Origin of the sequence: Shewanella sp. M-Br, assembly GCF_036245925.1 — a bacterium.
Lineage (GTDB): Bacteria > Pseudomonadota > Gammaproteobacteria > Enterobacterales > Shewanellaceae > Shewanella > Shewanella oncorhynchi.
The window spans coordinates 126,418-140,060 of sequence record NZ_BJBV01000009.1 but is presented as its reverse complement, the minus strand read 5'-3'; the positions used below and the strand labels follow the sequence as shown (position 1 = coordinate 140,060).

At 46.8% G+C, this 13,643-nt stretch carries 11 protein-coding genes and 3 tRNA genes; 6 read left to right on the top strand and 8 right to left on the bottom strand.

The window, feature by feature from the left end; all coding sequences use genetic code 11:
• The first annotated feature begins 86 nt into the window (after positions 1 to 86).
• From AAA952_RS09765 to AAA952_RS09750, 4 genes are all read left to right on the top strand, one after another.
• Positions 87 to 171: transfer RNA gene (locus AAA952_RS09765), tRNA-Tyr, on the top strand.
• A 71-nt stretch (positions 172 to 242) separates the two neighbouring features.
• A tRNA-Tyr gene (locus tag AAA952_RS09760) sits at positions 243 to 327 on the top strand.
• A gap of 142 nt (positions 328 to 469) precedes the next feature.
• A tRNA-Tyr gene (locus tag AAA952_RS09755) sits at positions 470 to 554 on the top strand.
• A 231-nt stretch (positions 555 to 785) separates the two neighbouring features.
• Complete coding sequence (locus AAA952_RS09750) at positions 786 to 1,922, top strand: PLP-dependent cysteine synthase family protein (protein ID WP_338256520.1); 1,137 nt, start codon at positions 786 to 788, stop codon at positions 1,920 to 1,922.
• Positions 1,923 to 2,020: 98 nt separating this feature from the next.
• Here AAA952_RS09750 and queE read toward each other — a convergent pair whose 3' ends face one another.
• Positions 2,021 to 2,689, bottom strand: coding sequence for a 7-carboxy-7-deazaguanine synthase QueE (queE, locus tag AAA952_RS09745; RefSeq protein ID WP_168825223.1), 669 nt, complete (start codon positions 2,687 to 2,689; stop codon positions 2,021 to 2,023).
• 171 nt (positions 2,690 to 2,860) lie between these two features.
• On the opposite strand from queE, the gene queC reads away from it, so the two are divergent.
• Together queC and rrtA are read left to right on the top strand one after the other, a co-directional pair.
• Positions 2,861 to 3,583, top strand: a complete 723-nt coding sequence (queC, locus tag AAA952_RS09740) for a 7-cyano-7-deazaguanine synthase QueC (protein ID WP_113939679.1) — start codon at positions 2,861 to 2,863, stop codon at positions 3,581 to 3,583.
• Positions 3,580 to 4,176 carry a rhombosortase gene (gene rrtA / locus AAA952_RS09735; RefSeq protein WP_338256515.1) on the top strand — a complete coding sequence of 199 codons (597 nt, stop codon included), beginning with the start codon at positions 3,580 to 3,582 and terminating at the stop codon, positions 4,174 to 4,176. Before queC ends, rrtA begins: the two co-directional genes overlap by 4 nt.
• 76 nt (positions 4,177 to 4,252) lie before the next feature.
• Here the strand turns inward: rrtA and uvrB are convergent, their stop codons facing one another.
• The 7 genes from uvrB to AAA952_RS09700 form a co-directional block, all read right to left on the bottom strand.
• Positions 4,253 to 6,259 carry an excinuclease ABC subunit UvrB gene (gene uvrB, locus AAA952_RS09730; RefSeq protein ID WP_028760013.1) on the bottom strand — a complete coding sequence of 669 codons (2,007 nt, stop codon included), beginning with the start codon at positions 6,257 to 6,259 and terminating at the stop codon, positions 4,253 to 4,255.
• Between the two features lie 709 nt (positions 6,260 to 6,968).
• On the bottom strand, positions 6,969 to 7,730 hold the full coding sequence (locus tag AAA952_RS09725; protein ID WP_168825217.1) for a DNA adenine methylase: 762 nt from the start codon (positions 7,728 to 7,730) through the stop codon (positions 6,969 to 6,971).
• A 145-nt stretch (positions 7,731 to 7,875) separates the two neighbouring features.
• On the bottom strand, positions 7,876 to 8,097 hold the full coding sequence (locus tag AAA952_RS09720; RefSeq protein WP_076500504.1) for a hypothetical protein: 222 nt from the start codon (positions 8,095 to 8,097) through the stop codon (positions 7,876 to 7,878).
• Positions 8,094 to 9,881 (bottom strand): hypothetical protein, encoded by a 1,788-nt coding sequence (locus AAA952_RS09715; protein WP_338256510.1) that lies wholly within the window; start codon positions 9,879 to 9,881, stop codon positions 8,094 to 8,096. The genes AAA952_RS09720 and AAA952_RS09715 overlap by 4 nt, the downstream gene beginning before the upstream one ends.
• Entirely contained in the window at positions 9,878 to 10,180 is a 303-nt protein-coding gene (locus AAA952_RS09710; protein ID WP_338256508.1) for a hypothetical protein, read from the bottom strand. Before AAA952_RS09710 ends, AAA952_RS09715 begins: the two co-directional genes overlap by 4 nt.
• Complete coding sequence (locus AAA952_RS09705; protein WP_338256506.1) at positions 10,173 to 11,132, bottom strand: hypothetical protein; 960 nt, start codon at positions 11,130 to 11,132, stop codon at positions 10,173 to 10,175. Before AAA952_RS09705 ends, AAA952_RS09710 begins: the two co-directional genes overlap by 8 nt.
• An 11-nt stretch (positions 11,133 to 11,143) precedes the next feature.
• On the bottom strand, positions 11,144 to 13,639 hold the full coding sequence (locus tag AAA952_RS09700; protein ID WP_338256503.1) for a hypothetical protein: 2,496 nt from the start codon (positions 13,637 to 13,639) through the stop codon (positions 11,144 to 11,146).
• Positions 13,640 to 13,643: the final 4 nt, after the last annotated feature.

Sequence of the window (13,643 nt, the reverse complement as noted above, 5' to 3'; positions counted from 1 at the left end):
ACCATTTGATACATAACTTTAGGAATATTTTTAAATTGGGTATTTACATGGAAAAGGTTTCTGACTACTATGGCGGCCGCAATTGAGGAGGGGTTCCCGAGTGGCCAAAGGGATCAGACTGTAAATCTGACGGCTCAGCCTTCGAAGGTTCGAATCCTTCTCCCTCCACCATTTGCACTGCAAGTTTTATCGTGTTGTTCGAAAATGATGTAGAGTTTTACAAAAGCGTTAAAGGTATTCGTGGAGGGGTTCCCGAGTGGCCAAAGGGATCAGACTGTAAATCTGACGGCTCAGCCTTCGAAGGTTCGAATCCTTCTCCCTCCACCATCTTTATCTCTAACGCAGATAATCATTTTCAAAGACTAAACATGGCCAATGTTTAGTTTTGTCTTGATAAACAAGTCCGTTATTGATGATGTTTTGAAAGACAATTTTAAAAGTCAGTTGTAAAGCTAAAAAGAAAGTTTGTGGAGGGGTTCCCGAGTGGCCAAAGGGATCAGACTGTAAATCTGACGGCTCAGCCTTCGAAGGTTCGAATCCTTCTCCCTCCACCATTTCTTTCACCCTCGCATATTCTTCTTGTTCCACTTCCGCTTAGCCTGTTCCAACTTAATCTGACTGTTCCAGCTTAATCTAATTAAATTCTTGGCATTTCTATATTAAGTAAACCTCTTGGTGAGCGATATTTGTTTTTGATTTCAATTACGTCGTGCTCGACTTTAAGCGAATGACTTCAAGCTCATCCAATAAAACCGCTTTGCCCGTCCCTGTGATATGCTCTGAAAATGATCCCTTTCGATGTGACGACTATGATTTCTAACACGATTCAACCACCAGTGGATTCTCACAGACTCTGCCCAACATGGGAAGCCAACGCGATAGGCAAGATTGAAGCGGATTTTCAGCGCAGCGCCGATACCCACTTGATTAAGCTTGAATTACCTATGCTCGATGGCATAGATATTTATCTCAAAGATGAAAGTACCCACCCGACAGGCAGCTTAAAGCATCGCCTCGCCCGCTCACTCTTCCTCTATGCCCTGTGTAACGGCTGGATTAAGCAAGGCACGCCGATTATCGAATCCTCATCGGGCAGCACAGCGATTTCTGAAGCCTATTTTGCCCGTTTACTCGGTTTACCTTTTATTGCCGTGATGCCCAAAAGCACGGCTAAAAAGAAGATTGAGCAGATCACTTTCTATGGCGGTCAATGTCATTTTGTCACACATTCCAGTGAAATTTACGCCGAATCGGCGCGCCTTGCCGCAGATCTAGGCGGCCATTATATGGATCAATTCACCTACGCCGAGCGTGCAACCGACTGGCGTGGTAATAACAACATAGCCAACTCTATCTTCAATCAGATGGAGCGCGAGCCACACACAATCCCGCGCTGGATAGTGATGAGCCCAGGCACTGGCGGCACATCGGCGACCATAGGCCGCTACATTCGCTATCAGAGGTTGGCAACACAACTTTGCGTGGTCGACCCGCAAAACTCCGTTTTTTTTGATTTCTATCAGAGCGGCGATGCCAGCTTAACCTGTTGCAATGGCAGTAAGATTGAAGGCATAGGTCGACCGAGAGTCGAGCCATCGTTTATTCCTGGAGTTGTCGATACTATGCTGCAAATTCCCGACGCCGCATCAGTGGCGACGATTCATTGGTTAGAACAATTGATTGGCCGTAAAACCGGCGCATCCACAGGAACCAACCTGTACGGCGCATTGCAACTTGCAGTACAAATGCAAGCGCGTGGAGAGCAAGGCTCAATAGTGACCCTCATTTGTGACTCGGGTGAGCGTTACCTTGATACTTATTACGATACAGATTGGATTACAGCTAACATCGGCGATATTGCGCCCTATCAGCGCCAACTTGCAGCATTTAATCATTTCGGCCAGTTAAGTGAGCTTGATTAAGCAACTGTATTAAGTCGTTAGGTTTAGAATCCACAAAACATCCACCATAAAAAACGCCCCACAACTGTGAGGCGTTTTTTATGCTTTGCAGATTAGCATTAATCAATATTCAAATACTTATGGGTCTGGATCGATAAGCGCCAATTACGGGCGATACACACTTTCATGGCTAATTCGGTCGCCCGCGGCTTTTGACTAATCGGCTGCAGGCAAATCGTTTTAGCTGAAATATCGATGTCTTGCAGTAACTCGTCAAGTTCATCGATGTGATTTTCAGTGGCGATAGGATGCTTAATCTCATTGGCGCGATTCAGCGCCTGTGCTAATACCTGATAGCCCCCTTTCATGTTCACCTTGGGTGATACTGTCACCCAAGTGTCATCGGCACAGTTGATTTCGAAGGTGCCACTGGTTTCGATTTGAGTCGCAAAGCCTTGACTGTGCAAGGTCTCGGTTAATTCGCGTAAATCGTACATACAAGGCTCACCGCCGGTGATCACGATATGCCGCGCAGTAAAACCTTTGGCGTGAAAGGCAGCGATAAGGCTTTGCGCCGTATGATCAGCCCAGCGACCAATGGTGCCGTCCACGGTAATCACTTGCTCTGGCGAGACCTTATTGGCTTCAAGCACATCCCATGTCTGTTTCGTATCGCACCAAGCACATCCCACGGGACAACCTTGTAGGCGGACAAATATGGCGGGCACTCCGGTAAAGACACCTTCACCTTGAATGGTTTCAAATACTTCGTTGACAGGGTAATTCATACTGACGTTCCACTTTTCTGGGGCGGCATTTATAGTGGATTTTAGCTTGAGCTGCAAGTTTTTGCGCCGAGAAAGCCTATTTCGACCCTATAGTCAGAGTTTGCAAGCCCTAAGGCCTGAGTTACACTAACGCCCTATTTATACCTGTTCTACGGTGAAGTGAAATCCTTTATGTCAACGAGCTTAGTGTCAAAAACAGTGGTGTCCAAAGCAGTGGTGGTATTCAGTGGCGGACAAGACTCAACAACTTGCCTTATTCAAGCCCTAACCCAGTACGATGAAGTACATGGGATCACTTTTGACTACGGTCAACGCCACCGCGAAGAAATTGAAGTTGCCAAATCCTTAGCAAAACGCTTGAAGATCACCAGCCATAAAGTCATGGATGTCACCTTACTCAATGAGTTAGCTATTTCAGCCCTCACCCGTGATGCAATACCCGTTTCACACGAGTTGATGGAAAATGGCTTACCCAATACCTTCGTGCCCGGCCGTAATATTCTATTTTTAACGCTTGCAGGCATTTATGCCTATCAATTAGGAGCGCAGGCGATTATCACAGGCGTGTGTGAAACCGATTTTTCAGGCTACCCTGATTGTCGTAACGATTTTGTCAAAGCGATGGAATCCGCCTTAGTTCAAGGCATGGATAAACAACTAAAAATCATCACGCCTTTAATGTGGCTCAATAAGGCGCAAACCTGGGCACTGGCGGATAAATATCAGCAACTTGATCTGGTTCGCCACCATACTCTCACCTGTTATAACGGCGTGATTGGCGATGGCTGTGGTGATTGCCCTGCCTGTCATCTTCGCAAACGTGGATTAGACGACTATCTACAGAATAAAGCGGCGGTTATGGCTGAGCTTGACGCCAGCGAGCCAAAAGCATGACACGCAGTCCCTATTGGGTTGCGCTGATGGTGAGTCTGATCTGTGCGGGTTTGTATGCCGCAGGCTTAGCGAGCCCCGCTGTCGATAACCTACTCGCCTATCGTCGCAGTGCAATTAGTGAGGGTGAATGGTGGCGATTAATCAGTGGAAATTTACTGCACACGAATCAATGGCATCTATTGATGAACCTTGCAGGGCTGTGGGTGGTGCTATTTTTGCACCATTTTCATTATCATCTCAAAGGCTTAAGTGCACTATTTTTCGTGTTATGTTTACTTGAAGGTATAGGCTTGTATTTAGGCTATCCGCAATTGCTTGGTTATGTCGGCTTAAGTGGTATGTTGCATGGCTTGTTCGCCTACGGCGCAGTGCAGGATATTGTCTGTAAGCTGCGCTCAGGCTATCTGCTGCTCGTTGGCGTTATCATAAAGGTCGGTTACGAACAGCTTTATGGTGCCAGCAGTGATGTCACCGCCATGATAGGTGCGCGCGTAGCAACCGAGGCGCATTTGGTCGGCTTAATCTGCGGGCTGATTTGCGCTTTAGCGGTGTTTATCAAGCTAAAAATGAGCCAATCAAAAGTCCCTGCTTAATCCAAGTCAAGATATTAAAAAGCCGTCGCAGCATGATTGCTGGACGGCTTTTTTAATGCTGAGCGCAAGAATAAATCTAGGCTTTGATTAACAGGTCCCGCAGGTGCTTGACTTCATCACGCATGGCCGCCGCTTGTTCAAACTCTAAGTTGCGCGCATGTTCATGCATCTTCTTCTCAAGCTGATCGATTTGATGGCTCAACTCTGCTGCATCGGCTTTATGGTAATGGGACTTAGGCTCAGCCACTTTGCCATACACAGCTTTACTGTCGCGGCCATCATCCACATCCATCACATCGGTGATCCGTTTAACGACGCCCTTAGGCGTGATACCGTGTTTTAAGTTGTGCGCCCGCTGACGTTCACGACGTCGGTCAGTTTCACCTATCGCTTTCTCCATCGAATTGGTGATGCGATCGGCATAGAGGATCACTTTACCATTGACGTTACGCGCCGCGCGGCCAATCGTTTGGATGAGCGAGCGTTCAGAGCGCAAGAAGCCCTCTTTATCGGCATCTAAAATACACACCAATGACACTTCAGGCATATCTAAGCCTTCGCGCAATAAGTTGATCCCAACCAACACATCAAACTTACCTAAACGCAGATCGCGGATGATCTCAACCCGTTCGACAGTGTCAATGTCCGAATGCAGATAACGCACTTTTACGCCATGTTCGTCGAGGTATTCGGTCAAATCCTCCGACATACGCTTAGTCAGCGTCGTCACTAACACCCGCTCATTGACGGCCACTCGCTTGGCGATTTCAGACAATAAATCGTCCACTTGGGTCCCAACGGGGCGCACTTCTAATTCAGGATCGAGTAATCCCGTTGGCCGCACGACCTGCTCAGCAATTTCGCCTTCGCTCTTTTCCAGCTCGTAGGCACTCGGTGTTGCCGACACATAGATAGTTTGCGGCATCAATTGCTCAAACTCTTCAAACTTGAGCGGCCGGTTATCCAAGGCGGATGGTAAGCGGAAACCGTATTCCACAAGTGTGGTTTTACGGGAACGGTCACCTTTGTACATAGCGCCGATTTGCGGCACAGTCACATGGGATTCATCGATAATTAATAAGCCGTCGGCAGGCAAATAGTCGAGCAAGGTTGGTGGCCCTTCCCCCGGTGCGCGGCCAGACAAATAGCGCGAGTAGTTTTCGATGCCAGAGCAATAACCCAACTCCACCATCATTTCCACATCGTATTGCACCCGCTCATGGATACGCTGGGCTTCAATTAACTTGTTGTTATCGAGTAGATATTGCTTACGCTCACGCAGTTCTTCTTTAATAAACTCAGTGGCAGCGATGATTTTTTCCCGCGGCGTGACATAGTGAGTCTTAGGGTAAACCGTCGTACGGGCGATACGTTTAATAATATGGCCCGTTAACGGGTCAAACTCACTTAAGCGTTCAATCTCATCGTCGAACAACTCGACTCGAATGGCATTACGCTCAGAATCGGCGGGGAAAATATCAATCACTTCACCGCGCACACGATAAGTACCACGTTGTAGCTCAATATCATTGCGCTTGTACTGCAATTCACTGAGACGAATTAAGATGTCACGCTGCCCCATCACATCGCCTTGGCGTAGATGCAGCAACATTTTTAAATAGGAATCGGGATCGCCCAAGCCATAAATAGCCGACACCGAAGCAATCAGCACCACATCCTTACGCTCTAACAGCGCCTTAGTGGCGGATAAGCGCATCTGCTCAATGTGAGCATTAACCGAAGCGTCCTTTTCGATAAAGGTATTTGACGCAGGTACATAGGCTTCGGGCTGGTAGTAATCGTAGTAAGAAACGAAATACTCGACCGCATTATGGGGAAAGAACTCTTTCATCTCGCCATAAAGCTGCGCCGCCAAGGTTTTATTAGGCGCCATGATAATCGTGGGCCGACCTAACTTTTGGATCACATTGGCAATCGTGAAGGTTTTACCTGAGCCCGTCACCCCGAGTAAGGTTTGGCAGGCCAGACCCGCTTCGAGTCCATCGACTAATTTGGCAATCGCTGTAGGTTGGTCGCCTGCGGGGGCGAATTGCGATTCAAGCTGAAAAACAGATTCTGACACGCGCACATATCCTTTTAGTGAGTCGCCCCATTCTAATCAAGTCACCGACTAAGCTCCACAGTTATCCTTCCTGTCGTCATATCAATACGATCTAAAACCGCAAGATGACAATTTAAAGGAAGAAACATGAAACTTTTAAACTAAGGCGTTTTCAGCGTTTTTTGCTCACAAAACACCCGCAAACTAAGCAAAAATGCCAATTTAATACACAAGAAATCAATTTCGTTCGATTACAAAATTGCAACCTTGTTTTCACCCTCAACAAAAACCACTTGCTTTTAGTATGCATTTGATAATACTTAAATTTATTTTTGAACCCCAAAATAGTGCATTTTAAGTCCGTCGCCCATACCCCAAGGCTTTGGCGGCCATTTTTTAGGACAACTCACAGGGTTATCCACAGATTTTGTTGATAAGTCGAAATAACCTAGAAACTACGCGGGATTGGAGGCTGTCATGTGTCTTAACAACCGTCTCTCGGCATTTAGTAATTTAATTACATTTGATAAATGTTGCTACTTGTATCAATTTTGTAGCGCGCCACGAGATTTGATAAACGAATTCACCTAAATTGAAAATTAGCGATTAATCAATTACTCGTTGGTTCACTTAGTCTGATAAATATGGGTTCACTCAATTTGATAAACTTCTCAATAAGCCCCCTAAATCGAGGGCTATTGAGTCTTTTCTACTTAGTTAATACGTTGGTCTACCAGTTCCAAATGAGCAGTTCTTGCTGCTCTCCAGAGCGTTTTGAGCCTCCTACCGTGTAACGTATTCCCAGAGTCTTCATTTGTAGCCCAGCGAATGCCTCGCGCATCTCTGGTATGTCATTCACACTGATCACCATCTTGCCTTTGATTGTCTTCGCAAGCTCGGCCATCAAGGCATATTGTTCTAGTCCAAACTCTACACCATAGCCTGCCGTACTCCAGTAAGGCGGGTCTAAATAGAACAAGGTTTCTGGCTTATCGTATCGTCTTACGCACTCAGCCCAGTCCAAGCGCTCGATATAGGTTCTTGCCAAGCGTAGGTGAGCAACGCTGAGATCTTCCTCAATCCTTAACAAGTTCAAACCAGCGGGTCGAGACGCTGAACATCCAAAATTCTGACCTGATACTTTCCCGCCAAACGCCAGCTTTTGCAGATAGTAGAAGCGACTCGCTCGCTGAATATCGGTAAGTGTTTCTGGATTAGTATTCTTCTGCCATAGAAACTCTTCACGACTAATTAAAGCCCATTTAAAGTGCCTTATAAACTCTTCTAAATGGTGTTTAATCACCCGATAAAGATTGACGAGATCGCCATTCATATCATTGACCACTTCCACCCTCGCCTCATCCTTGCTAAAGAACATTGCAGCACCGCCGCAGAAGGGTTCGACATAGGTATGGTGTTCAGGGAATATCGGTAAAATCTGCTTAACTAATCTACGCTTACCGCCCATCCAAGGGATAATCGGTTTTGGCATGTGAGCCTCCTTTTTTAGGATTTTTTATGCTAGGCTCGGTTCGCCGTGTCGACGCGGTGAGGGAGCCTTGGTTGGCTCACAGGGTGTTATCCTGTGTGTTGACGGTCTAGCAGTGTTGGTAGCATTGCTAGACCGCTCTCTTTTATCAAATCTCTAATTCAACATACGTCAGGTCGGCGGCTTGACCTTGGATCTGACCATCGACGATATACACTTTCCCGCTGGCAACTGAGTCACCCAAAACGGTCTGATAACTGCCATCGGCGTGCTGTACTGTCGTGGTGCCATTCGTCACGTTAATCACAGTGGCAACACTGCGCTGGGGCTTAGGGTTTAAGTTCGCTAAGCGTTGATAGATGTTGCTCATGCAGCCACCTCATTACGCAATAGCGTCACGGTCTGATTCACTGTAACCATCCCCGTTGACTCATTAACGCTGCCGCTTATGCTGAAGCTTTCACACACTGACTTAAACACCTCGGCACCTTTGCGAACCCCAATTAACATGCCTGGTCGCATGGGTGGCAAATCCGCCATGACCTTTGCGCGAATGCTGTTTTGCACCTTATTACCTGCGTTGGCTAATTCGGCCGTTGCGCGCATTCTTGCGGCTTGATTATCAGTGATTAACTTATCCACTATATCACCAGCAAAGTTGTCACCAGCGGTCCCGAAACGTTTCACTTTCACCGCCACGCCTTGCTGTTCACCACGTACAAACACCGCATTAGCATCGGGACGAATGTCGATACGCTCGTTAAATTCGAGGATCACTCCATCATGCAAAATCACATCGGGAATTGCGCTTGCGGTATTCCAAGGCACGACTGGCCACTGCGGGATCACAGTTATAGTCTGAGTTTCATCGTTCACATCGAGCATGGCCCCAATGCTATTTGCCATCATGTTAATCGCTTCAGCGGGTGTTTTAGCGGCATAGCTAAAGGCGTTTGCGGGTACAGGGTAATCACTAATTTTACTGGCGACAGTCCACCCAGTATTGGCCACAATATCGGCCATCAAACCAATAAAGCTGCGGGCTACCACGTTCACATAGTTGATGGCCTTTCGGTTCGGGCTGGCGAGTGTGGCTAAGCGGCCTCGACCTGTCGCGCTATAACTGGTTTTGCCAAAGGCTTTTGACTCGCTGGGAGACTCACAAAGCAGGTAAAAGTCATAGCCATTAATGCTTATTTTCAGTAATTCATTAGCGGCACGCTCGGCATCAATACGGGATGAAAACGCTAAGTTTCCGCTACTGGCCCATTGCGAACGGGATTGAGAAATGGATACTGATTTGAGCACCACAGCAACGCCGTCACTCACACGAACACAACTGATTTGAGGCTGCATGAGGTAACTCCTTCTGATTTGCGGTTCGATAGGGATCTTAAAATCAATGGTGGGTAACGATGGATTTGTGCCTATCAGGCCGCCGCCATCGTCCCAGTAACAAATATTTGGTGAAGGGGTAAAGTTGATCACAATCGGGCTGGCTGCATTTACCCAAGGATCGCTAAAGTTAATGGTGATCTTGCCTTTGGGTGGTCGATACTTACTCGAGCACACCCACCGCGCAGCATGTGGCCCCCATGCTATTTCTTTCATATCGCCTGCAGCACGAATATTCGAGTGGGCAAGCTTAACCTCAGTCGCGACTAACTCACCTTGCCTTAAACCCAGCGTGATAATCTGCGTGGTAGCCTCTGGTTGCCGCCATAGAATTTCAACCCTTGATGACACGGATTCTGGCGATAGCCATAGGCTATTGGCTTGCACACTATGTAACTGCGGCACCAACCAAAGCAAATCAGCTTTACATGGTACTAGGTTATTCCAGCGCCAAACCACTGAGGCGGTAATGCCCATTAATGCCTTAGCTTGCCACTTGGCCGTCACGATTTGCGTCACATGGCCGACTTGCCATTGTGACGTTAATTGTGTGGCATGGCTTTGGGTGGCTTCTTTAATGGTTAGCTGCTGTGCAACACTCGGCGCAATCGCAATACCTATGCCGCACATTATACCAATGGTACCTGGGCTAATGGGTACCTCTGGTATCTCTGGCGTGGGTTCATCGGTAAAGCTAATGACAATAGGTGAGGCTGAGGCAATCCATGGCTTATCAAAATTGATAACAATGGCTGTCATGGGCGAATCGTCACTTGATTGCCGTTAATTAAATCGGCTTGCCGAGCATCTAATAATTTAGCGTTATAGTTGCGGTCATCATCGAGTATGCCGACCAATAACTCATTGTTTGTTGTATGTTCCAATGGCATTATTAATTTGACATTCTTCACTTGATTGCAATTAAAAACATAATAAAGTTCGCATGTTAAGCGATTCATTACAATTAATCGCTCTGCGTTGTTATCAACTTTAATATCTATAACTGCTTGATGATAAATCGATGACTTTACGGGTTTTACATCGATAAATTTACTCATACCAGTCACCCGTACTAATCCATAACTTATTGTTGTAAACAGATCTGAGTAAAATGTAAGTTATCCCGTCAAAGATTCGATCAACTGGCCAGTTGTTATTACCGTAGCCAACAAATGAGGAAACCTTCATCCCTGGTGCTGTCCCTCGACAAACTGGTAATGACGTGCTGATATTTGCAGGAATTCCACTTGCATCATTGCTGTTGTATGCAATCTCTAAATACGGCATAACAAAATTATGTTGTAAGTTCGACACCTCTGCATCGTTAAGAAATGGTGCAGCTGGTGAGCTTGTATTGATAAACGGAAGAGTCATTGAATACATTCGGCTAGTATTGACACCATCAACCGCATATAACTGGGCAGAAAGTGTCGTAGTCCAACCAATGACACTACCTGCAGGTGTTGAAGGTAAATCACCAGCGGTGTTATTACCTGAAATAAGTGAAAAACAGTTGATATCATTAGAATAAAAACTATGAATATCACCAATGAAGTAACACCAAAAGATAGTGTTAGCAGCAACAAGCATCTTTGGTGAATCAGTCCGATGCTGCATTAGGTAGAATCCCCTTGATGTACCTATAATTTCCCACCCTTTACCAGAGTTTGAAAGTGTTGCAGCTCTAAGACCACAAGCTTTAGAAAACACATCTATAGCAGACATATCCCCTGCACATTTTATATAACAACCTTGCTGCGAAGTATTACCACCATTAGCTGACCAAAATTGAAAATAGCCCCCTGAGCCACCATTCGCGAGTGAGTTTCTAAATGCCACCTTAAACGCTGCGGCATTCTCGAATTCAAGAGTCCAGCCTAGCGGGGCTTTATTGCCATAACCCTCAACCAGCACTTTTTTTAGGATATTAATCCACTCTGAGGGGGTGGCATTAACCAACTGTGGCGCACCTGGGTCTGTGTAGCGATAAACTGTAACTGGTAATCCCATTTCAATTGCTCCTATGACTCGTTACCGAAAAATGACAATACGGCTTTATCTGTAGTGATTTGGCTGTGGCCAACCTGCACATTTCGCAGCAGCATGATGGGTTTTGATGACGCAAAGGTGGCAAAGCGCACCGCCTCGCCCATTTGCCAACCACCACCCCATGCGCCTTTTCTGAGCACAAAATAAGGGGTATTGGTCACTGGGTTGATAGGGGCAAAATCATTGAGGGCATCACCAGTCGCAATTTGTCCGAGGCGGCGGCCGACGCAGCGAAACGCGGTTTCACTGGTCATAATCATTACCCAATCTTCGTTTACTGCAGTGTTATTTTTAACTTCTACCGGATAGTCAACGGCATTGAAATTACCCGTGGCTTGAGCACCATCAACATCCCAGTTATTTGACCAGGCGGTCATATCCCGTACTTGGCCAACACGCGCCTGCAAATCACCTAAAATCTGCACACTGGCAACAGTGGCCCCTATGGGGTATTCGCGTGATAAAGGTTTTGCCAGAACTATGCTACTTGGGGTAAAGCTTGAAACTAACGCCAGTTCGCTAATGACATCGGTCAGCACAAAGGGCGGCGCAAAACCAGTAAAGGCACTATTAATGGTGACAGTGCCTGCCGCTTTATTTACGGTGAAATGGGTGTTTTCGCTGGTCCATAGGCTGGCGCCATTCGCATCTGTAATGTCGCTAAATGCTGCGTTTTGACGAATGTTATACACGGTACCAGCCGTGGCGGTGACTTGCTGCACTTGTGAGTGTGACAGCGCCACAGTGCCCCACTGGCGGAACATATTCACAATGCCATCATAAGGAATACGCAGCGGGTTAAGGCCATAAATCTCAGCGGGTGGTAGTTGGCGCACTTGGTCGCTAATGTCATAGCGCAATGTGGTTAAATCCACTGGGGCACTAAAGGTCAGTTCCACAATGCCACTGCTAATGCTGCCGTTAATGCCAGTGCCAGCAACCACCCCTTGAGCATTGGCGGAGGCACTAATCAGCGCTCGATCAGAGATACGCTCAACCTGCACATAAAAGCTTTCTAATAAGGGATTTGGCACTGACAAGGTGAACTTAGCGACCGTATCACCTGCAGCAGCAGCCGCGCTCGATTCGACTAATCCGGCATAGGTAAACGTAAACTCGCCACGGCTAATAACTTGCTTAGTCACCGCACCCGTTAAGTAATTAATGGTTGCGATGTGTTCTGTCCCATCATATAGCTTGCCTGTTGTGCCCTCGGCGCTCACTCTCTCATACACATCTTGGGCAGCATAGTTTGTATCAGCAAAGACTGCGCGGCCTTTAATACTGCCCACTGTCAGTTGCTTATTGGCGGGGAACGGGTTGGCGCTTGAATAGATACTGTATTTATAGGATGAAACATAAAACAGGCTCACGGTTGACGCATTATTAAATATTGTACTTGAGGTGAGCGTTACCGTGATATTACCTGAGCCAATTGTCACGGATTGAATGTAGCTGGTATAACCACCCATAGCAGCCGTGGGTAACGTTGAAACGGCAACTAATCCGTTTTCATCAGTTAATAAATCCGTGGTGGTAAAAGTATAGCTATAGGTACCTGCGCTTGAAGGTTGGGAGATCACTTTGCGGATCACTTGGCTGACAGTGGCATCCCCGTTTTCACTGCCGCCGACAATGGTATTGCCTGGCTTGGGTAACACAGTGGTAATGGATGGCAGTAACGACAACTGCGTCGCCCCCACGGCTAAATTAACGCCATTGGCCACAGCCGTTAATTTGGTTACGCCATGAAACTTAAGCGGTGATGCGGTATTTGATAAGCGCAGCTTAGTACACTTGCTTTGTCCATTAACAGCTAATGATGGCCATGGCGTGGCAAAAGGAATGGGTGGGTCAAACGTGACGGTACCGACTTGGCCATTAACATTATTGGTCTTGGTTACTTTGCAAAAGTGAGTTTTGCGCGGCCAATCGGCATTTTCCACCCCAGTATATTCCACAGTAATACAAATCACTTGGCCCACGACCAAATAGGTAGTTTTCCAGTAATCGCGATCATTAAATCGATAAGTCGATTGCAAGTAATCAGAGGAAAACGAGTTTTGATTAACAAGGAACCCTGGGCCACCTTCGCGGATTAATTCCCCTGCAGTGACAGACGACTCAATGATCTCCTTCATATCCGTCATGCGAGACTCATCATCCAGCGCAGGCGATTCAATCATAAACACATTCACCAGCGGATCGACTGGTGGCTCACTCACAAACACATGGGCTTGCTTAAGTTTGTTAGTGTCATTTGTGTAAAGCGTGGGGAAGCACTTAACGATATCGATACTCGATTGAGCATGATCAATATCAGAGATAGCATCAAACAGTTCATTAATCTGCCCTGATTGCACTACGTTGTTCGTGCGCTGGCCGCCAGCCTCATTGCTTGAACCTAATAGTTCAGGCTTGAAGATTTTTAAGCTGTCGCGAGAAATCGGAGTCGGAGAAGTTGCCATATTA

Bases quoted from the DNA above. Each gene is read 5' to 3' on its own strand.
- AAA952_RS09750 (WP_338256520.1), top strand. From the start codon at position 786: ATGATCCCTTTCGATGTGACGACTATGATTTCTAACACGATTCAACCA.
- queE (WP_168825223.1), bottom strand. From the start codon at position 2,689: ATGAATTACCCTGTCAACGAAGTATTTGAAACCATTCAAGGTGAAGGT.
- queC (WP_113939679.1), top strand. From the start codon at position 2,861: ATGTCAACGAGCTTAGTGTCAAAAACAGTGGTGTCCAAAGCAGTGGTG.
- rrtA (WP_338256515.1), top strand. From the start codon at position 3,580: ATGACACGCAGTCCCTATTGGGTTGCGCTGATGGTGAGTCTGATCTGT.
- AAA952_RS09725 (WP_168825217.1), bottom strand. From the start codon at position 7,730: ATGCCAAAACCGATTATCCCTTGGATGGGCGGTAAGCGTAGATTAGTT.
- AAA952_RS09720 (WP_076500504.1), bottom strand. From the start codon at position 8,097: ATGAGCAACATCTATCAACGCTTAGCGAACTTAAACCCTAAGCCCCAG.
- AAA952_RS09715 (WP_338256510.1), bottom strand. From the start codon at position 9,881: ATGACAGCCATTGTTATCAATTTTGATAAGCCATGGATTGCCTCAGCC.
- AAA952_RS09710 (WP_338256508.1), bottom strand. From the start codon at position 10,180: ATGAGTAAATTTATCGATGTAAAACCCGTAAAGTCATCGATTTATCAT.
- AAA952_RS09705 (WP_338256506.1), bottom strand. From the start codon at position 11,132: ATGGGATTACCAGTTACAGTTTATCGCTACACAGACCCAGGTGCGCCA.
- AAA952_RS09700 (WP_338256503.1), bottom strand. From the start codon at position 13,639: ATGGCAACTTCTCCGACTCCGATTTCTCGCGACAGCTTAAAAATCTTC.